Origin of the sequence: Streptomyces sp. NPDC002328 (assembly GCF_042890065.1) — a bacterium.
In the GTDB taxonomy this organism is placed as follows: Bacteria; Actinomycetota; Actinomycetes; order Streptomycetales; family Streptomycetaceae; genus Streptomyces.
In genome coordinates, this window is the sequence record NZ_JBIARQ010000001.1 from 705853 (window position 1) to 723200 (window position 17348).

Here is a 17348-nt window from a genome sequence, read left to right on the forward strand (position 1 = left end):
GAGTACATGGCCCTGATCATTCTCAGCGACCACAACGACTTCGAGTCGATGGAGGTCGTCGAGTGGATCGACGGCAGGCGAGGTGAACTCCTGCTGGAGTTCCGCCTTGACGACAGCTCGGCCCGGCTGAGCTACATCCGGCCGGAGATCGACATTCCTCTGCTGAGGGCTTCCCTGGATGTGTTCCGGGAGGAGTTCCTCGAGCCGAGGAAGGCCAGCGGCCTGCCATGTCCTCCCTGGTGACAGGGGGGTGACCCACAGGTCCGCCCGCCCCACGCGGGCACAGTGAGACGACAGCTCCCCCGGAGGCCTCTCCGGGGGAGCTGTCCCATGTGGGGGTACGGGAAGACCCGTCCGGCAAACGACTTGACGGCCCGTCACTTTGCCGAACCGACAGCTGAGTGACAGGCACCGTTTCTACGGTGCCGTGTTCATGACAGAGACATCGGATCTGCGTATCGGTCGCCGTACCGTTCTCGCCGCCACCGGCGCCACCGCCGCGGCGCTGGCCGTGGGCGGGGCGGTTCCCGCGACAAAGGAGCCGGAGGCCGCGGTTCCCGTGGCCGCCGCAGCCGTGTGCACGCTCACGAAGGAGATGACCGAAGGGCCCTACTACCTCGACGGACAGTACGTCCGCTCCGACGTCAGCGAGGGGAAGACCGGGTTCCCGCTGAAGCTGACCCTCACCGTCGTCGACGACGACACCTGTGTCCCGCTCCCCAACGCCCTCGTCGAGATCTGGCACGCCGACGCGCTCGGCGAGTACTCCGGGTTCGTCGGCAACAACGGGCACGACGAACCCGACAACGGCACCTTCCTGCGCGGCGGGGTGCTGACCGACTCCACCGGAGTCGCGGCGATCACGTCCGTCTACCCGGGCTGGTACCGGGGCCGCTGCGTCCACATCCACATCAAGGTGCACACCAACGTCACCCTCACCTCGGACGGCTCCTTCACCGGCGGCCGGGAGATCCACACCGGGCAGCTCTTCTTCAACGAGACGATCACGGCCCGCGTCGCCACCCTCTCGCCGTACTCCGCCAACACCGTCACCCGCACCACCCTCGCCCAGGACTCGATCTACGACGAGGGCGGCGCGGCGTCCGGGCTGCTCACCCTGACCGCGTTGGGGAGTTCGACGTCCGCCGGGTACGCGGGGACCTTGACCCTCGGGGTCGAGAGCAGCTGAGCGCAACCCACCGGAATGTCTGACTGAACGTCACCATATGTGCGGTGGCGTCCAGTCGGCCGGCCCGAGGGGGCCACCCCGTCCCGCTGTCAGACGGTGAAGAGACGCAACTTGACGCCGATGGAGTCGGCGAGGCGGGTCAGGTCCCCGGGGTCACTGGTGACCACCGCGGCCTGGTACTGCACCGCCGTGGCGACGACGATCGCGTCAACGACGTCAACGGTCCCGGAGGCCGCGCAGGCGACACCGGCGGCACGACCGGCGCGCTCGCCGTCAGGGCGGATGTCGCATCCCTTCAGCACGCGCGAGATCTGATGCTGCGATCCGCCGCGCCATGCCTGGGCGAGGACCACCACCGGCACGATCGGCCGGACACGTGCCGCGGTCAGTTCGTCGTGCAGGGCGAGGAAGTCCGGGCTGCGCCGTTCGGCGGAGAGAAGGGCACCTGTGTCGTAAACGACCGTACGCACTATCCGGCCGCCCGCCACGGCTCGTCGTCGAGCAGCCCGGCCTCCAGCAGAAACTCGCGGGCGCGCCTCCGGGACTCCTCCGGTAGCGCGCCGCGCTCACTCTCGTACTCGGCCACCAATTCACGAGCAGCGGTGCGTCCAGCCGCATGGAGTGCGGCGATGTGAGCCTTCTCCACAGCAGCCTCGGCCAGCCACGTGGAGACAGCCTTGCCCTCTTCCGCAGCCGCGGCCTTGATCGTTTCCTCGACCTCAGGCGGTACCGAGATCGACAACTTCCGTGCGGTCATGACTCCACCACAGCGCGCGGTAGGAACGCGTTCCTACCGTTCCCGTCGAACCCCTGGCCCGCCGCTCCCGACGACAAGACCGACGGCGCCTCGACCCGGAACGCTCGCATCCCTACTGCGCTTGTAGAGCGAGAGCCAGCCCGGCACGTCCACCTCCACGCGCACCGTCTTCCCCGGCGGCGGCTCCCGGTCCACCACCTCCCAGCGGGCGGCCAGCGCGTCCACCAGCACCAGCCCCCGGCCGTTCTCCTCCAGCGGGCTCGGCACGCGTACGGCACCGGGTCCCGGCGGGCGCGGCGGCTCGGACCGTGTGTCGCTCACCTCGACGCGGACGCTCCCCGCCACGAGCGACAGCCGCAGCTCGAAGTCCCGGCCGGGCACCCGGCCGTGGGTCACCGCGTTCGCCGCCAGCTCGGCGACGATCACGGCAACGGCGTCGGACACCTCCGTGCCGTGCGGGATGCCCCAGGCGTCGAGCTGGTTCAGCGCCAGGTGCCGGGCCAGGCGGGCGCCTCTCGGCGTGGGGCTGAGGCGCTGCGTGAACGCACGTACGGTGACCGGTGGTTGGGGGGTGGGGCGTGCAGTCATGCGGCCAATGTGGCGGGAGCGGGGCCCTTTTCTCCAGCGACAGGCCGTGTACGCCCGCGCAGCGTACACGGTTACGCACTGGACAGTACCCGTGACTCCACGTGACCATGGTGCGCGGGAGGTGGCCGATGGTGGTCGACGGACAGATGGGTACGGGCGGCGGCAGCGGTGAGCCGGAGTCCTCGGACAGTCTGCGGACGTTCGGGGCGGTCGTCCAGGCGTTGCGCGAGTTCGCGGGCCTGAGCAGGGAGGAGTTCGGGAGGCTGGTCGGCTACTCCAAACATACGGTGGCGTCGGTGGAGTTGGGGCGCCGGATGCCGGACGCGGACTTCATCGAGGCGGCGGAGGCGGCTACTGGCAACACGGGGGCCTTGAGGAAGGCAGCAGTTCATCTCGTACGACAGGTGGGGCTGGCGGCGTGGTTCCGCGAGTGGGCCCGGCTGGAGAAGACCGCGATCAGTCTGTACACGTACGAGTGCCGCATGATTCCAGGTCTGTTGCAGACGGAGGCGTACGCGCGGACGCTGTTCACCGAGCAGCTCCCGCCCATGAACGACGAGCAGATCGAGGTGCAATGGGAGGCCCGAGCCGCTCGGCAGGAGCTGCTGCGGAACCGACCCAACACAGCGTTCAGCTTCATCCTGGAGGAGCACCTGCTGCGACGGCGCACGGGCGGGGTGGAGGTCACCCGGGGGCTCATCGACCATCTCCTGAGCATCGGAGATCTGCGCAACGTCGAGATGCAGATCATGCCGACGGTCCGGGCGTCGCACGCGGGACTCGCCGGACCCATCCAGTTGCTGGAGACCCCGGCGAACAAGTGGTTCGCCTATTGCGAAGGACAGCGAGGTGGCCTGCTCGTTTCCGACCCGAAAGAGGTCAGCATCTTGCACATGCGCTATGCCAGGATGCGTTCACAGGCTCTCACCCCGGAAGACTCCAGGAGCCTGTTGCGGCAGATGCGAGGAGACCTATGAGCGCGTCCGAACTGGCCTGGTTCAAGAGCAGCTACAGCAGCGGCGGCGACGGCGACTGCGTCGAAGTCGCGCTCACCTGGCGCAAGTCCAGCTACAGCAGCAGCGGCGACGGTGACTGCGTCGAGGTAGCCACCCCTCCCGATCACGTCCACGTCCGTGACAGCAAGGCCAAGGACGGCCCCCAGCTCGCCCTCTCCCCCACCACCTGGGCCGACTTCGTCACGTACGCCGCGCGGTGACCGTCGGGGCCGCCCGCGCCGGGAAGCGGCGGGCGGCCCCTCGTGTCACTTGCCGGGGCACTCCTTCCACGCCATGTGGTACACGGTGCTGATGTCGCCGTCCGTCGAGTCCATCGTCATGAAGCTGACCTTGGCCGGCGAGGAGGTGCCCGCGTTGACGCGCAGCTCGGTGTTGATGTTGAAGTTGCGCTGTACTCCGCAGGGGGCCCAGACGAGTTGGGCCCAGTCCGTGGTGTCGGTGGCCTGCCAGTTGTCGTTGTAGGCGCCGTTGAGCGGGTGGTTCTTGAACACCGTGCTGGACGAGCCCTGGAAGTAGTACGAGGCGCGCTGGACGGCCGTCGCGCCGGGCTGGAGCGAGGCGAAGCCACGGTAGTCCGCGCTGGCGATGGCGTACGTGAAGCCCGACGGGACGTGGACCTTCAGGTTGAGCTGGCAGTTCTTGCGGAACGCCGTCGGGTCGGAGTTGCCGCCGACCTGGGCGAGGTACGCGCTGTAGGTGACGGTGAAGGCGGTGTTGTCGTCGGAGACGGCGACCGCGGCGGTGCCCGCGGGGCAGCCGGAGCCGTTCACCGTGGCGATGTTGATCACGATCTTGTCCGGCGGCGGGTCCTCGAACCCGGAGGGGTTGTGCGCCGGCACGGCGGCGGAGACGAGAGCGGCTATCGCGCCGCCCAGGAGCAGGCCACTTGCCATGGTCTCTCCCTTTCGTTCGGATCGGTGGGGGGTGGATGCGCCGGGCCCCGAGACACAGCCGAACTCTGTGAAGAATGAATGAAGTTGCTGTGAAGAGGCGAGGCGATCGCATCGTAGGGAGCCGGATGGGGCGCGCCCAGTCCGAACTCCGGCCATTCACCCCGACCGGTTCACACGCCCTCGGTTCACACGCCCTCGGTCCGCCCGCTACGGGTTCTCCCAGGCCGCCGGTTCCGCCGCCAACTCCCGTACGGGGTCCGGGAGGGCGTCCGCCGCGATGTCGGCGACCGTGACGCCCTCCAGGATCTTGCGAACGTTGGCCCGGAGCGCGATCCACAGGGGCAGCAGGGGCTGGGCGGTGCCCGTGTAGGTCAGGCCGGTCGGGCGTTCGCCGCGGACGGAGACGATCGGGCCGTCGACCGCCCTGATCACGTCCGCGACGGTGATGCCGTCCGGCTCGCGCGCCAGCCGGTAGCCGCCGCCCCCGCCCCGCCGGCTGTCGACGATCCCGCCGCGCCTGAGGTCGCCGAGGATCCCCTCCAGGAACTTGTGCGGGATGCCCTGCGCGTCGGAGATGGTCTCCGCCTTCACCGGGTCGCCGCCCTGCCGTACGGCCAGCTCCAGTACCGCCCGTACCGCGTAGTCAGCCCGTGCCGAGATCCTCATACGGACATTGTCACTCCAAGCGGATCACGTTCCACGACAGCGGCTCCAGCGTCGCCCGCAGCGTCCCGTCCGACAGCGCGGTGCCCTCGGCGGCGTGCGGGGCGACCCGCTCCGGGTCGGCGAGGGTGTTGCGGGCGTCCGGGTCGGCGTCCGCGAGCACGCTGTGCTCGACGAGCCGCGTCACGCCGAGGCCGTGCAGCGCCACCTCCAGCGGCAGCGCCTCCGTACGGCCGCGGTTGACCGCGAAGACGGTGACCGAGCCGTCCTCCGCGCGCACGGCGGTGGCGTGCAGCAGGTCCGTCTCGCCGAACTTCCTCGTCTCGTACGTCGGGGAGTCCACGCGGACGTCGAGGACCTCGCCGCGGCCGTGCCGGGACGCCTGGGCGAAGGGGAAGAACGTCGTCTGCCGCCAGGCCGGGCCGCCCGGCTCGGTCATGATCGGGGCGATGACGTTGACGAGCTGGGCGAGGCAGGCGACCGTCACCCGGTCGGCGTGCCGCAGCAGGGCGATGAGGAGCGAGCCGAAGACGACCGCGTCCATGACGCTGTAGTTGTCCTCCAGGAGGCGGGGGGCCTCCGGCCAGTCCCGCTGCTCGATGCCCTTGGCGTGCTCCTCCCAGCGGGGCAGGTACCAGACGTTCCACTCGTCGAACGAGAGGTTGATCCGCTTCTTCGACTTGAGCTTCGCGCCGACGTGGTCGGCGGTCGCGACCACGTTGTCGATGAAGGACTCCATGTCGACGGCGGAGGCGAGGAAGGAGTCGAGGTCGCCGTCCTCCGGCCAGTAGTAGGCGTGCAGGGAGATGTAGTCGACGAGGTCGTACGTCTCCGTCAGGACGGTCGCCTCCCACTCGGCGAAGGTCGGCATGCCCTGGCTGGAGGAGCCGCAGGCGACCAGCTGCACGGACGGGTCGATCTGGCGCATCGCGCGGGCCGTCTCGGCGGCGACGCGGCCGTACTCCTCGGCCGTCTTGTGGCCGGTCTGCCACGGGCCGTCCATCTCGTTGCCGAGACACCACAGTCTGATCCCGAAGGGGTCCTTGTCGCCGTGGGAGACGCGCAGGTCGGACAGGGCGGTGCCCTCGGCGTGGTTGGCGTACTCCTGGAGTTCCAGGGCCTCGGAGACGCCCCGGGTGCCGAGGTTGACGGCCATCATGGGCTCGGCCTGGGGGCCGATCTTGCGGAGGAAGGCGATGTACTCGGACAGGCCGAAGCGGTTGGTCTCCGTCGAGTGCCAGGCGAGATCGAGGCGGCGGGGGCGGTCCTCCACGGGGCCCACCGAGTCCTCCCACTTGTAGCCGGAGACGAAGTTCCCTCCGGGGTAGCGGACGGCGGTGACGCCCAGTTCGCGGACCAGGTCGAGGACGTCGGCGCGGACGCCGTCCTCGTCGGCCGTGGGGTGGCCCGGCTCGTGGATGCCGGTGTAGACGCAGCGGCCGAGGTGCTCGACGAAGGAGCCGAAGAGGCGGGGGTCGACCTTGCCGACGGTGAAGGCGGGATCGAGGGTGAGGCGGGCGGTTCTCATGGGCGCCTTTCGGGGTGCGTAGGTCTGGACGGCGCGGTTGCTCCGTGGCTCGCGTTCGGTATTTCGGAGGGTGCTCGTGGCTTCGAACGGGAACGTAAGATCGGAGCGGTTCGTGCGTCAATGGGGCGGTGGGGGTCGGGGGGATCGGCGAGAGGACCGGCGAGAGGATCATCGGGGGATCTTCGACAGGTCTTCGACGGGTCTTCCGAAGAGGCTTGACGGCGTACAGTTCCGGCCGCGTAGCCTCGAACCGGTCGTCGCAGGGCGGCCAGGAGGGGGACGCGATGGACATCGCGGGCGCGCGTGCCAGGGTGACTGCGATCGCCTCGGCGCTGCGACGCGCGCGGAACGGCCCGGCCATGCGCGATCTGGCCGGCGACCTCTCCGCCGCGCTGCGGGCCCGGCCCCGCCCTCCGGCCGGCGCGGCCGAGGTGTCCCGGGCGCTGTGCGAGGAGATGACCGCGCTGCGCGGCGGACGGCCCGTGGAGCTGCGCTTCGAGCGGTTCCCCGACGAGTTCCAAGTCACCGGGCTGTGGCTGGAGTTCCACGACTTCGACCTGGTCATCGTCGAGCAGCGGGCCGAAGCTGTCCAGCAACTGGTCATCCTCGGCCACGAGTTGTGGCATCTGCACGCCGGGCATCGGCATCACCACCACGGCGTGGGCACCGCCGCCGCGCACGCCCTCGCCGGGCGGCCCGGCTGGGACGACGTCGCCCTGACCGTCGCGGCCCGCAACGGCTCCCGACGCCAGGACGAGTCGGAGGCCGACGAGTTCGGGCACCGGCTCGCGGCGGCCCTGCGGCCGTACCTGTCCGGACGGGGCGGCGGCGCCACGTCCCTCACTCCCGTGCAGCGGTCCATGGGATACCGGGGACGCAGAGGGACGGCACGGTGACGCACGGACGCCCGGCGGACGTTCTCGCCGCGGACCACTTCCTCAGCGGGCTGTACGTCTCCTACTGGCTGCCGACCGTCGTCCTCACCGCCGCCCTGGCGATCAAACTGCCCAGCATCCTCAAGCTGTGGCGGGACCCGCTGCTGCGCGCCGTCGGCGGTCTGCTGGTGTTCGCCTGCGCGGTGTTCGTCTTCGCCGCCCCGAGCACGATCGCCTGGACCAACCGGGTCACCGGCGTGCCGAACATCGCCGCGCCGTGGGTGTACTCGCTGCTGACCGCGCTCTCCGCGTCCTGGCTGCTGCTGATCATCGCCTGGCGCAATGGCCGTACCGAGCGCTCGGCGCAGACCCGGCGCGCGACGCGGTGGGTCGTCTCCGTGTACGCGGGGGTCGTCGTCGCGCTGTGGGTGCTGTTCGCGCTCGCCGACGTGCCCGTGGAGCAGATCCGGGACCTGGACACCTACTACGCCAACACGCCGTTCATGCGCGAGGAGATCCTGCTCTACCTCACCGCGCACACCGTGGCCTGCTCGGTCACGGCCCGGCTCATCTGGAACTGGATCCGCACCGACGGCCTCGACGCCTGGCTGCGCTGGGGACTGCGGTTCCTGGGCGTCGGCTACGCGACGAACCTGCTGTTCAGCGCCGCCAAGTTCACCGCCGTCGCGGCCCGTTGGACCGGGCACGACCTGGACTGGCTCAACACGAACGTGGCTCCGTCGGCCGCGTGCATCGCCGCCACGTTCGTCGCGGTCGGCTTCATCGTCCCGCACGCCGGCCAGTACCTCCAGGAGCGCTGGCTGGTCCGCCGGCGGCACCGGAACCTGCGTCCGCTGTCCCGTCTGATGCGGGACGCCACCGGCAACCGCGAGCCGTTCGCCCTGCGGGCCACACCGGAACTCCGGCTGATCCGCCGCGAGACGTTCATCCGCGACGCGCTGCTCCCGCTCTCCCGGCACCTCGACGAGGACCTGCGGGGCCGCGCCTACGAGGCGGCCGTCGCCCTCGGCCACGACCGGGGCCGGGCCCAGGCACTGGCCACAGCGGTGGCGCTGCTGGAGTCGGTCGCGGGGCGCGGGGCGGTCGCGGGGGGTGAGGACGCTTCGGGCTCCGCCGGGGAGCGTGTCGCTGGTGAGCTTGGCGCTGGTGAGCGTGTCGCCGGGGAGCGCGCGTCGGCGGAGGGTCGCGTCGGGGCCGCCTCGGGGGCCTCGGGGCCTGACACCACCTACCTTCTGCGTGAGATTCAGGCCGTGGCCTGGGCGTTGCGCAGCTCCGACGACATCAAGGCGGTGCGCGTCCGCGCCGCCGCCCCGGCAGAGAGCGTGTCCGTGCATGACTGAACCGTCCAATCCCGCCAGAACCGCCGTCGTTCTGGGGGGATCCCATACCGGCATGCTCGCGGCGCGGGCCCTCGCCGAGTTCGTCGAACGGGTCGTCGTCGTCGAACGCGACGTGCTGCCCGCAGGGCCCGAGCCGCGCAAGGGGCTGCCGCAGGCGCGGCACGCGCACATGCTGTGGTCGGGCGGGGTGCGGGCCATGGAGGAGCTGCTGCCCGGGGTCACTTCGGCGCTGCGGGAGGCCGGGGCGCGGCGGGCCCCCGTCACCACGGACATGGTCGTCCTGTCGCCGCTGGGCTGGTTCCGGCGGTGGGCCGAGTCGCATCACGTGATCCTCGCCGGGCGGGACCTGCTGGACGCGACGATCCGCGCGCGCGTGCTGGCCGACCCCCGGGTGGAGGTGCTCGGCGGCGCGGAGGCGGTCGGGCTGGAGGGCACGGCGGGCGCGGTCACCGGGGTGCGGGTGCGGACGGCCGACGGGAGTGAGCGGGTCCTCGCGGCGGGCATGGTCGTCGACGCGACGGGGCGCGGCTCACGGGCGTCGCGCTGGCTGTCGGCGCTCGGGCTGCCGGCGGTCGAACGGCGGGAGGTGGACGCGGGGTTGGCGTACGCGAGCCGGCTCTACCTCGCCCCCGAGGACGCGCGGTCCGGGTTCCCCGTCGTCAACGTGCAGCTCGATCCGCGCGCCGCGGGACCGGGGCGGTCGGGGTTCCTGCTGCCCATCGAGGACGGGCGGTGGATCGTCACGCTGACCGGCACCCGGGGCGGCGAACCCTCCGCCTCCGCCGAGGACTTCGTGCGCTTCGCCCGGGAGGAGCTGCGGCATCCGCTCATCGGACGGCTCCTGGAGCGGGCCGAGCCGCTGAGCGAGGTGTCGGCGACGCGGGCGACGGTCAACCGGCGGCACTTCTACGAGCGGATGCCGGCGTGGCCGGACAACTTCACCGTCCTCGGGGACGCGTTGGCCGCGTTCAACCCGGTGTACGGACACGGGCTGGCGGTGGGCGCGCAAAGCGCCCTGCTGTTGCGTGATGTGACGCGCCGTCACGGGTGGGGGTCGGCCGGGCTCGCACGGCGGGTGCAGAAGGCGGCGGCCCGGCCGGTGGGCGCGGCGTGGGATCTCGCGATCGGGCAGGACGTGTTCTACCCGGGCGCGGTGGAGGGCGGGCCCGGTGTGCGGGACCGGCTGGTCGCCGCGTACGTCAACCGCCTGATGTACACGGCGACCGGCAACGGCCGTATCGCCCGCCGCGTGACGGACGTGACGTCGCTGGAGCGGGGGGCGGGGGTGCTGCTGTCGCCGTCGGTGCTGGCGGCAGCAGCGGTGGGACCGCTGCTGCCCCCGCTTTTGGCTCCGCCGTTGACGGGGGACGAGTTGAAGCGAGCGGGGTTGACCGACTGATGGGTCCGTCAGCCCGCGAACGCCGGTTGGGGTACGCCCTTGCCCGCCGACGGCACCACCAGCAGTGAACCTGCCACCGGGTGGGTGGAGTCGAGGCCCACGCGGGCTGTGGTGACGTACAGGTCGGTGAGGTCGGCTCCGCCGAAGGCGCAGGCCGTGACCCGCGGGGTCGGGAGGACGATCACGCGGTCCAACGCCCCCTCCGGGGTGTACCGGCGCACCGCACCCCCGTCCCACAACGCCACCCACACACACCCCTCCGCGTCCACGGTCAGCCCGTCCGGGAACCCGGCCCCGTCCTCGATCTCCACGAAGGGACGGCGACCCGACACCCGCCCGCCCTCCCCGCAGTCGAAGTCGAAGACGTCGACGCGACGGGTCGGCGAGTCGATGTAGTACATGAGACGCCCGTCGGGACTCCAGCCCGTGCCGTTGCTGACCGCCACGTGGTCGAGGACCGTCTCGACGACGCCGTCGCCGGTGAGCCGGGTGAGCGTGCCGCCGCCGGGCGCCTCGTCGTAGCGCATGGTGCCGGCCCAGAGGGAGCCGTCGGGGGCCACGGCGGCGTCGTTGGCGCGGCGGCCGGGGACGGGCTCGTGGTGGAGCCAGCGGAGGTCGCCGCCCTCGTCGAGGAGGGCGACGCCGTCCCGGAGGTTGAGGACCAGGCCGCCGCCCGCGCGCGGCTTGGCGGCTCCGACGTGCTGGTCGGTGACGCGGACCGTGCGGCGGCCGGTCGACGGGTCGTAGGTGTGCAGGCGGGAGCCCAGGATGTCGAGCCAGAGGAGCCGCCCGGCCGCCGGGTCCCAGGTGGGCCCCTCGCCGAGGGTGGCCTGCGCGCGGACGGCGACGTCGTACGCCGTCGTGTACGTCGTCGTCACGCCACGCTCCGGTAGCCGAGGAGCTCGGACAGCTCGGCGGCCCCCTTGGCGGCGAGCTGCTCCAGCTCGGCGCGGCGCTCGTCGCTCCAGCGGATCATGGGGACGGAGATGGAGAGGGCGGCGACGACCTGCCCGGTGCGGTCGCGGACGGGCGCGGCGACGCAGCTGACGTCGGGGTTGGACTCACGGCTCTCGACGGCGATGCCCCGCTCCCGGATCTCCGCGAGCGCCTCGCGCAGCGCGTCCGGCTCGGTGATGCTGTTCGGGGTCATGCGGACGAGGTCGGCGTCGTCGGGGATTCGGGCGCTCAGCTCGGTCTCGGGGAGGGAGGCGAGCAGCATCTTGCCGACGGAGGTGCAGTGGGCGGGCAGGCGGCGTCCGGCGGCGGAGACCATGCGGACGGCGTGCGTGGAGTCGACCTTGGCGATGTAGATGACGTCCGTGCCCTCCAGGATCGCCACGTGGACCGTCTCGTCGCAGGTCTCGGCGACGGTCCGGGCCACCTGCTGGCCCTCGGCCGCGAGGTCGAGCTGCTCGGCGTAGCGGCTCCCGAGCTGGTACGGGCGTACGCCGAGGCGGTAGCGTCCGGGCTGTCCCGGCACTTGAACGATGTACGACCGGGCGGCGAGCGTGGTCACCAGCTCGTGCACGGTGGTGCGCGGCAGCTGGAGCTTGCGCACTATGTCGGGGGCGGAGAGCGTCCCGTCTCCGTCGAGGAAGAGCTCGAGAATGTCGAGAGCCCGGGTCACGGCAGGTACGAGTCGTCCCACGGCCGGCCCCCTCCCTTTGGTCGTCTCAGCGCCTGCGTTCGAAATATCAACAGGCGATCGGCATGGCGAACACAGGCTAGCTACACAGGAAGCCGCCGGGCAATGGCCGGGACGGCGTCCCGGGTCTCGATGCACGACGATGGAGCGCATGCCGCCCGAAAAGCACCCCGCCGGTCCTGCTGGTCCCTTAACTCCCGTGCACTTCCAGCTGGTGCTGCTGCGGCGCATGGCCGATCACAATCCGGGGCTGGTGGAGGACGCCCGTCGTGAGCTGGGGGTCTCGCCGGCCGAGATGCGGGAGGCGAACAAGCGGTGGCAGGCGATGGTCCGCTCGCCGCGCGGGCGGGCGGCCGTCTCCCGCTACCGCTCGGTCCTGGGCGTCCCGGAGTCCCGTTCCGTGCGCCGGATCGGCGATCTCGACTGTGAGGCGCTGCTCTGGCCGCTGCCCCTGTGGCCCGACCTCCGGTTCGAGGTGCTCCTCGCCCCGAACGGCGCGGTCTGGAACGAGTGGCTGGTCCGCGCCCCGGGAGCCGCGCCGCCGCCCCTGCGCACCCTCGACGACCTGACCCCCTGGTCCTGCACGGTCGACGAGGCGGCCCGCGCCTTCGCCCCCGCCCGCCCCCTGGAGGGCTCGGCCCCGACCCGCTGGGGCCTCCTCTTCACCGCGCCGGACGGGGAGGGGGTGCGGCGGGAGGTGGCGGCGGAGTTCACGTGGGGGTTGCTGCAACGGACGGCGGTGCGGGGGCCGGCGGTGGAGGGGCCGACGGTCAGGCCGTAGCCGCCGCGGCCGTGGCCGCCGCCAGGATCGCTGCCGCGACGGTGGGGGTCGAGGTCGGGTGGAGGTGGAGGAAGAGGTTCGGTTCGACGAGTTCCAGTTCCATCACCCGGGGCTCGCCGTCCTCTCCCTCGACCAGGTCGACGCGGGCGTAGAGCAGCTCGGGCGCGCCGGGGACGGCGGCCAACGCGCGCTGGGCGACGTCGAGTTCGGCCGTGGTCGGGGTCCAGGGCTCCAGGCCCGGGTGGGCGACCTTGTCCGCGTCGAAGGCGGTGCCGGGGGCGAGGACGGCGCGCTTGCGGCTGGCGTGCAGGAGGCGGCCGGCGAAGAACTGGAGCGCCCGTTCGCCGCCGGTGTCTATCGCCTTCACGTACGGCTGGACCATCGCCGTCAGCCCCTCCTCGTGCATCCGCGCGAGGTGCCGTACGGCGGTGTCGTGCTGGTCGGGGGTGTAGCGGGCGGCGTAGCGGGCGCCGGCTCCGGAGGTGGGCTTGATGACGTACTCGTGATCGGTGGGGAGGAGGCTTCCGGTGTCGGCGGCCGCTGGGGCGAGGTAGCGGGTCGGGACGACCGGGACGCCCGCCTCGGCCAGGTCGCCTAGGTAGCGCTTGTCGGCGTTCCAGCGCACGACGTCGACCGGGTTCGCGAGCCGCGTCGCCTTGGCGCAGCGCTCCGTCCACGCCGCGAACTCGGCCGCCCGCCAGCTGTAGTCCCAGGTCGAGCGGATGACGGCGAGGTCGTAGGAGGCCCAGTCGACCCCGGCGTCGTCCCAGAACACGAGGTCCGCCTCCACCCCGGCCTCCACCAGCGCCCGCAGCAGAAGGGGCAGGTCCTGATCCTTGCTCGGCTCCGGGCGGGGGTCGTAGGTGACGAGGGCGACTCGGGGCACGACGAAACTCCGTTCTCGTACGACAGACGTCCCGGCAGGCTAACGGGCGGCCACGCAACCGCGGCAACAAGGCGGCGGAGAGGTTCGCCCCGACCTGGTCCCCCGGGGGCTCGAGCCGCGACAGGATCGGGGCATGTCGTTCTCCGGTACCGATTCCTACGCCACCGCCGGCCCTCTCCCGCCGCTCGTCCGGCGAGCCCTCGCCGCCTCCCGTGCTCACGGCTTCCCGTACTCCTGCCGGCCCGAGCAGGGCCGCCTGCTGTACGCCCTGGCGGGCGGGGCTCGCGGTGCCGTCGGGGAGACGGGCTCGGGATGCGGCGTCGGGCTCGCCTGGCTCGCCTCCGGCGCGGGGGACGGCGTACGGCTCGTCAGCGTGGAGCGGGACCCGGAGCGCGCCCGCCTCGCCGCCCAGGTGTTCGCCGACCAGCCGCAGGTCCGGGTGCTCACCGGGGACTGGCGGCGGATCGAGGAGGAGGGACCGTACGACCTGCTCGTGCTGGACGGGGGCGGGCAGGGCAAGACCGAGGGCGACCGGGCGGCCGACGTCGAGCTGCTGCTCACGCCGGGCGGCACGGTCGTCGTCGACGACTTCACCCCGGCGACGACATGGCCGCCCCTGCACGACGGGCGGCCCGACCTGGCTCGGATGTCCTGGCTCGGCCATCCGGCGCTCCGCTCGACCGAGCTGCGCCTCGCTCCCGACCTGAGCACGATCGTGGGGGTGCGCCGGCTGCCGGGCGCGTAGCCGGGGGTTCGGGAAGTTCTTGGCTGGGGGTAGGAACGGTGGTGTCGTAGGTTTCGCGTCCGCGACGCCGGCCCAGCCGTCGAGACCCCTAGGAGTCACCCCGTGTTCTCCCTCTTTCCGGCCCTGGACGATGGTCCGGGTGAGCGTGTCGCTCTGCGGTTCGGTGGGCGGGGGGTGACGTATGCCGAGCTCGCGGCGGCCGCCTCGGCTGTCGGGGAGCGGGTGCGCGGGGCCGAGCGGGTCGCCGTGTGGGCGGCTCCGACGTTGGAGACCGCCGTCGGCGTGGTGGGCGTTCTGCTCGCCGGGGTCGCCGCCGTGCCGCTCAATCCCAAGTCGGGGGAGAAGGAGCTCGCGCACATCCTGTCCGACAGTGCGCCGTCGCTCCTCCTGGCCGGAGCGGGGGATGAACTTCCGGCCGGTCTGAGGGGCTTGGAGCGCGTCGATGTCGATGTGCTCGGGGGTGGGGGCGGCGTTCCCGACGAGCGGGGCGTGCGTGACGAGGATCCCGCTCTTGTCGTGTATACCTCCGGCACCACCGGCCCGCCCAAGGGCGCGGTCATCCCCCGGCGGGCCCTCTCCGCGACCCTGGACGCCCTCGCGGACGCCTGGCAGTGGACGGCGGACGACGTGCTCGTGCACGGGCTGCCGCTGTTCCATGTGCACGGGCTGGTGCTCGGCGTGCTCGGACCGCTGCGGCGGGGCGGGGAGGTGCGGCATCTGGGGCGGTTCTCCGCCGAGGGGGTCGCCCGGGAGCTGAACGCCGGGGCGACCATGCTGTTCGGGGTGCCGACGATGTACCACCGGCTCGCCGAGGCGCTCCCCGACGACCCCGAGCTGGTCAAGGCGCTGTCCGGGGCGCGGCTGCTGGTCTCAGGCTCCGCCGCGCTGCCCGTGCACGACCACGAGCGGATCGCGGCGGCGACCGGGCGGCGGGTGATCGAGCGGTACGGCATGACGGAGACGCTGATGAACACCAGCGTCCGCGCCGACGGGGAGGCGCGGGCGGGGACCGTGGGCGTGCCGCTGCCCGGCGTGGAGCTGCGGCTCGTGGAGGAGGACGGCACGCCCATCGCCGCGCACGGCACGCCCATCGCCGCGCACGGCACCAGCAACACCGCGCACGGCACGCAGAGCGCCGCGCACGGCACCCGCAACGCCGCCTACGACGGGGAGACCGTCGGGGAGATCCAGGTGCGCGGGCCGAACCTCTTCACCGAGTACCTCAACCGGCCCGACGCCACCGCCGCCGCCTTCACTCCCGACGGCTGGTTCCGCACCGGGGACATGGCGGTGCGCGATCCCGACGGCTACGTACGGATCGTGGGGCGCAAGGCCACCGACCTGATCAAGAGCGGCGGTTACAAGATCGGGGCCGGTGAGATCGAGAACGCGCTGCTGGAGCACCCGGGGGTGCGCGAGGCCGCCGTCACCGGGGAGCCGGACCCGGATCTCGGGGAGCGCATCGTGGCGTGGGTGGTGCCGGTAGATCCGCGGCAACCGCCGCCCGAAGACGAGTTGGCCGACCATGTCGCCTCCCGGCTCGCGCCCCACAAGCGGCCCCGCGTCGTGCGCTATCTCGACGCGCTCCCCCGCAACGACATGGGGAAGATCATGAAGCGGGCGCTGCCGTCATGACGGCCGACGACCACCGTCCCGGCGCACGGGAGATACTCGCGCTCGTCGGCGACGACTTCCGCGAACTCGACTACCCCCAGCGGGAGTCGCGGCCCGACGGCCCGCTCGGCTGGCCCGGCTACGACGCCTCCCGCGCCCGCGCCGCCGAGCGGACCGGCGAGACGGAGTCCGTCGTCTGCGGGACGGCGAGCGTCGAGGGCGTACGGGCCGTGCTGATCGCGTTCGAGTTCGGCTACCTGGGCGGCTCGTTGGGCGAGCGGACCGGCGACCGGCTGGAGGCGGCGTACACCTACGCGCGGCAACACCGGCTCCCCGTAGTCCCGTTGATCGCCACCGGCGGCAGCCGCATGCAGGAGGGCATGCTCGCCCTCACCCAACTCCAGCGTGTGGCACAGCAGTCGGCGCTCACCCGGGCGGCCGGGCTGCCGCAGGTCGCCGTACTGCGGGACCCGACGACCGGCGGCGGCTGGGCCACCCTCGGCGCGGGCGCGGACGTCGTCCTCGCGCTGCCGGGCGCCCAGGTCGGCTTCGCGGGCTCGCGGGTACGGCCGCCGGACGCCGACCCGGCCGCCTACACGGCGGAGGCGCAGGTCGCGGCCGGGGCGGCGGACGCCGTCGTCACTCCGGAACGGCTGCGGGAGACGCTGGGGCGGTGGCTGCGCCTGCTGACCACGCCCTCGGGCGACCCCGCGCCGGCCCCCAGGGCCCTCGGCGCCTCCGACCTCCCCGACACCGGCTGGGACGCGGTCCGGCGCGCCCGTTCTCCCCGACGGCCGCGCGCCGAAAGCTACTTGGACGACTACTTCACCCACCGCGTCACCGTCAGCGGCGACCGCTGCGGCGGTGCGGACCCCGACGGCATGCTGTGCGGCTTCGGCGAGCGCGAGGGCCGTACCGTCGCCTACGCCGCCCAGACCGGGGCGGCGACCCGCCCCGCCGGCTACCGCACCGCCACCCGGCTGATCCGGCTCGCGGAACGGCTCGGCATCCCGGTCCTGACCCTGGTGGACACCCCGGGCGCGGCCAACGACGCCGAGGCGGAACGGCAGGGCCAGGGCGCGGCGATCGCGGAGCTGTTCGGCGCGGTCGCCACCGCCCGGACGCCGGTCACCACGCTGGTGATCGGCGAAGGCGGCTCCGGCGGCGCGCTCGCGCCGGCCGCGCCCGGCCGCACCTGGGCCACGCCGGACAGCTACTTCTCCGTCATCGCGCCGGAGCAGGCCGCCCGGATCCTCAAGCGGCCCCCGACCGAGAGCGAGACGGAACGGACGGCCAATCAACTCCGCATCAGGCCGCAGGATTTGGCGGAGCTGGGCGTGATCCGTACGGATTACGGCGACGGAGGGCGGGACGAACCCAAGCACCGTCCGTAACAGTTACGCTGCGC

General features: G+C 72.3%; 20 protein-coding genes. 11 read left to right on the forward strand and 9 right to left on the reverse strand.

What is annotated here, in order from left to right:
- The first annotated feature begins 6 nt into the window (after positions 1 to 6).
- Positions 7 to 243 (forward strand): hypothetical protein, encoded by a 237-nt coding sequence (locus ACFYX4_RS03165; protein ID WP_389324884.1) that lies wholly within the window; start codon positions 7 to 9, stop codon positions 241 to 243.
- A 190-nt stretch (positions 244 to 433) separates the two neighbouring features.
- Positions 434 to 1189, forward strand: a complete 756-nt coding sequence (locus tag ACFYX4_RS03170) for an intradiol ring-cleavage dioxygenase (RefSeq protein ID WP_389324887.1) — start codon at positions 434 to 436, stop codon at positions 1187 to 1189.
- An 89-nt stretch (positions 1190 to 1278) separates the two neighbouring features.
- Here ACFYX4_RS03170 and ACFYX4_RS03175 read toward each other — a convergent pair whose 3' ends face one another.
- The 3 genes from ACFYX4_RS03175 to ACFYX4_RS03185 are packed head-to-tail and all read right to left on the reverse strand — an operon-like array spanning position 1279 to position 2534.
- On the reverse strand, positions 1279 to 1659 hold the full coding sequence (locus tag ACFYX4_RS03175) for a PIN domain-containing protein (RefSeq protein WP_389324890.1): 381 nt from the start codon (positions 1657 to 1659) through the stop codon (positions 1279 to 1281).
- Positions 1659 to 1946 (reverse strand): hypothetical protein, encoded by a 288-nt coding sequence (locus ACFYX4_RS03180; RefSeq protein WP_389324893.1) that lies wholly within the window; start codon positions 1944 to 1946, stop codon positions 1659 to 1661. The genes ACFYX4_RS03175 and ACFYX4_RS03180 overlap by 1 nt, the downstream gene beginning before the upstream one ends.
- 33 nt (positions 1947 to 1979) lie before the next feature.
- Positions 1980 to 2534 carry an ATP-binding protein gene (locus ACFYX4_RS03185; protein ID WP_389324896.1) on the reverse strand — a complete coding sequence of 185 codons (555 nt, stop codon included), beginning with the start codon at positions 2532 to 2534 and terminating at the stop codon, positions 1980 to 1982.
- Between the two features lie 128 nt (positions 2535 to 2662).
- On the opposite strand from ACFYX4_RS03185, the gene ACFYX4_RS03190 reads away from it, so the two are divergent.
- The gene (locus tag ACFYX4_RS03190; RefSeq protein ID WP_389324899.1) at positions 2663 to 3511 is read left to right on the forward strand and encodes a Scr1 family TA system antitoxin-like transcriptional regulator; all 849 of its coding nucleotides are present in this window, start codon (positions 2663 to 2665) and stop codon (positions 3509 to 3511) included.
- Complete coding sequence (locus tag ACFYX4_RS03195) at positions 3508 to 3750, forward strand: DUF397 domain-containing protein (protein WP_389324902.1); 243 nt, start codon at positions 3508 to 3510, stop codon at positions 3748 to 3750. The genes ACFYX4_RS03190 and ACFYX4_RS03195 overlap by 4 nt, the downstream gene beginning before the upstream one ends.
- 45 nt (positions 3751 to 3795) lie before the next feature.
- Here the strand turns inward: ACFYX4_RS03195 and ACFYX4_RS03200 are convergent, their stop codons facing one another.
- The 3 genes from ACFYX4_RS03200 to ACFYX4_RS03210 form a co-directional block, all read right to left on the reverse strand.
- A complete protein-coding gene (locus ACFYX4_RS03200; RefSeq protein WP_389324905.1) occupies positions 3796 to 4443 on the reverse strand; it encodes a DUF4360 domain-containing protein in 648 nt (215 codons plus the stop codon).
- A 207-nt stretch (positions 4444 to 4650) separates the two neighbouring features.
- Positions 4651 to 5109 carry an RrF2 family transcriptional regulator gene (locus ACFYX4_RS03205; RefSeq protein WP_389324908.1) on the reverse strand — a complete coding sequence of 153 codons (459 nt, stop codon included), beginning with the start codon at positions 5107 to 5109 and terminating at the stop codon, positions 4651 to 4653.
- 10 nt (positions 5110 to 5119) lie between these two features.
- On the reverse strand, positions 5120 to 6634 hold the full coding sequence (locus tag ACFYX4_RS03210) for an alpha-N-arabinofuranosidase (RefSeq protein ID WP_389324911.1): 1515 nt from the start codon (positions 6632 to 6634) through the stop codon (positions 5120 to 5122).
- 284 nt (positions 6635 to 6918) lie between these two features.
- Between ACFYX4_RS03210 and ACFYX4_RS03215 the strand changes: the two genes are divergently transcribed.
- From ACFYX4_RS03215 to ACFYX4_RS03225, 3 genes are read left to right on the forward strand one after another with little or no spacing between them, the layout of a single operon-like run.
- Positions 6919 to 7530 (forward strand): toxin-antitoxin system, toxin component family protein, encoded by a 612-nt coding sequence (locus tag ACFYX4_RS03215; protein WP_389324914.1) that lies wholly within the window; start codon positions 6919 to 6921, stop codon positions 7528 to 7530.
- Complete coding sequence (locus ACFYX4_RS03220; RefSeq protein WP_389324917.1) at positions 7527 to 8870, forward strand: MAB_1171c family putative transporter; 1344 nt, start codon at positions 7527 to 7529, stop codon at positions 8868 to 8870. Before ACFYX4_RS03215 ends, ACFYX4_RS03220 begins: the two co-directional genes overlap by 4 nt.
- 52 nt (positions 8871 to 8922) lie before the next feature.
- Complete coding sequence (locus ACFYX4_RS03225; protein ID WP_389324920.1) at positions 8923 to 10269, forward strand: NAD(P)/FAD-dependent oxidoreductase; 1347 nt, start codon at positions 8923 to 8925, stop codon at positions 10267 to 10269.
- Positions 10270 to 10277: 8 nt separating this feature from the next.
- Here the strand turns inward: ACFYX4_RS03225 and ACFYX4_RS03230 are convergent, their stop codons facing one another.
- Together ACFYX4_RS03230 and ACFYX4_RS03235 are read right to left on the reverse strand one after the other, a co-directional pair.
- Positions 10278 to 11147 carry an SMP-30/gluconolactonase/LRE family protein gene (locus tag ACFYX4_RS03230; protein ID WP_389324923.1) on the reverse strand — a complete coding sequence of 290 codons (870 nt, stop codon included), beginning with the start codon at positions 11145 to 11147 and terminating at the stop codon, positions 10278 to 10280.
- Positions 11144 to 11917 carry an IclR family transcriptional regulator gene (locus ACFYX4_RS03235; protein ID WP_389324926.1) on the reverse strand — a complete coding sequence of 258 codons (774 nt, stop codon included), beginning with the start codon at positions 11915 to 11917 and terminating at the stop codon, positions 11144 to 11146. The genes ACFYX4_RS03230 and ACFYX4_RS03235 overlap by 4 nt, the downstream gene beginning before the upstream one ends.
- A 139-nt stretch (positions 11918 to 12056) precedes the next feature.
- Here ACFYX4_RS03235 and ACFYX4_RS03240 point away from each other — a divergent pair, with 139 nt between their 5' ends.
- The gene (locus ACFYX4_RS03240; protein ID WP_389324929.1) at positions 12057 to 12695 is read left to right on the forward strand and encodes a hypothetical protein; all 639 of its coding nucleotides are present in this window, start codon (positions 12057 to 12059) and stop codon (positions 12693 to 12695) included.
- Here the strand turns inward: ACFYX4_RS03240 and ACFYX4_RS03245 are convergent.
- The gene (locus ACFYX4_RS03245) at positions 12685 to 13581 is read right to left on the reverse strand and encodes a RimK family alpha-L-glutamate ligase (protein WP_389324932.1); all 897 of its coding nucleotides are present in this window, start codon (positions 13579 to 13581) and stop codon (positions 12685 to 12687) included. The genes ACFYX4_RS03240 and ACFYX4_RS03245 overlap by 11 nt on opposite strands.
- A gap of 133 nt (positions 13582 to 13714) precedes the next feature.
- Between ACFYX4_RS03245 and ACFYX4_RS03250 the strand changes: the two genes are divergently transcribed.
- The 3 genes from ACFYX4_RS03250 (at position 13715) to ACFYX4_RS03260 (ending at position 17334) form a co-directional block, all read left to right on the forward strand.
- A complete protein-coding gene (locus ACFYX4_RS03250) occupies positions 13715 to 14326 on the forward strand; it encodes an O-methyltransferase (protein WP_389324935.1) in 612 nt (203 codons plus the stop codon).
- Positions 14327 to 14428: 102 nt separating this feature from the next.
- Positions 14429 to 15961 (forward strand): acyl-CoA synthetase, encoded by a 1533-nt coding sequence (locus ACFYX4_RS03255; protein WP_389324938.1) that lies wholly within the window; start codon positions 14429 to 14431, stop codon positions 15959 to 15961.
- Positions 15958 to 17334, forward strand: coding sequence for a carboxyl transferase domain-containing protein (locus tag ACFYX4_RS03260; protein ID WP_389324941.1), 1377 nt, complete (start codon positions 15958 to 15960; stop codon positions 17332 to 17334). The genes ACFYX4_RS03255 and ACFYX4_RS03260 overlap by 4 nt, the downstream gene beginning before the upstream one ends.
- The last annotated feature ends 14 nt before the right edge of the window (positions 17335 to 17348 follow it).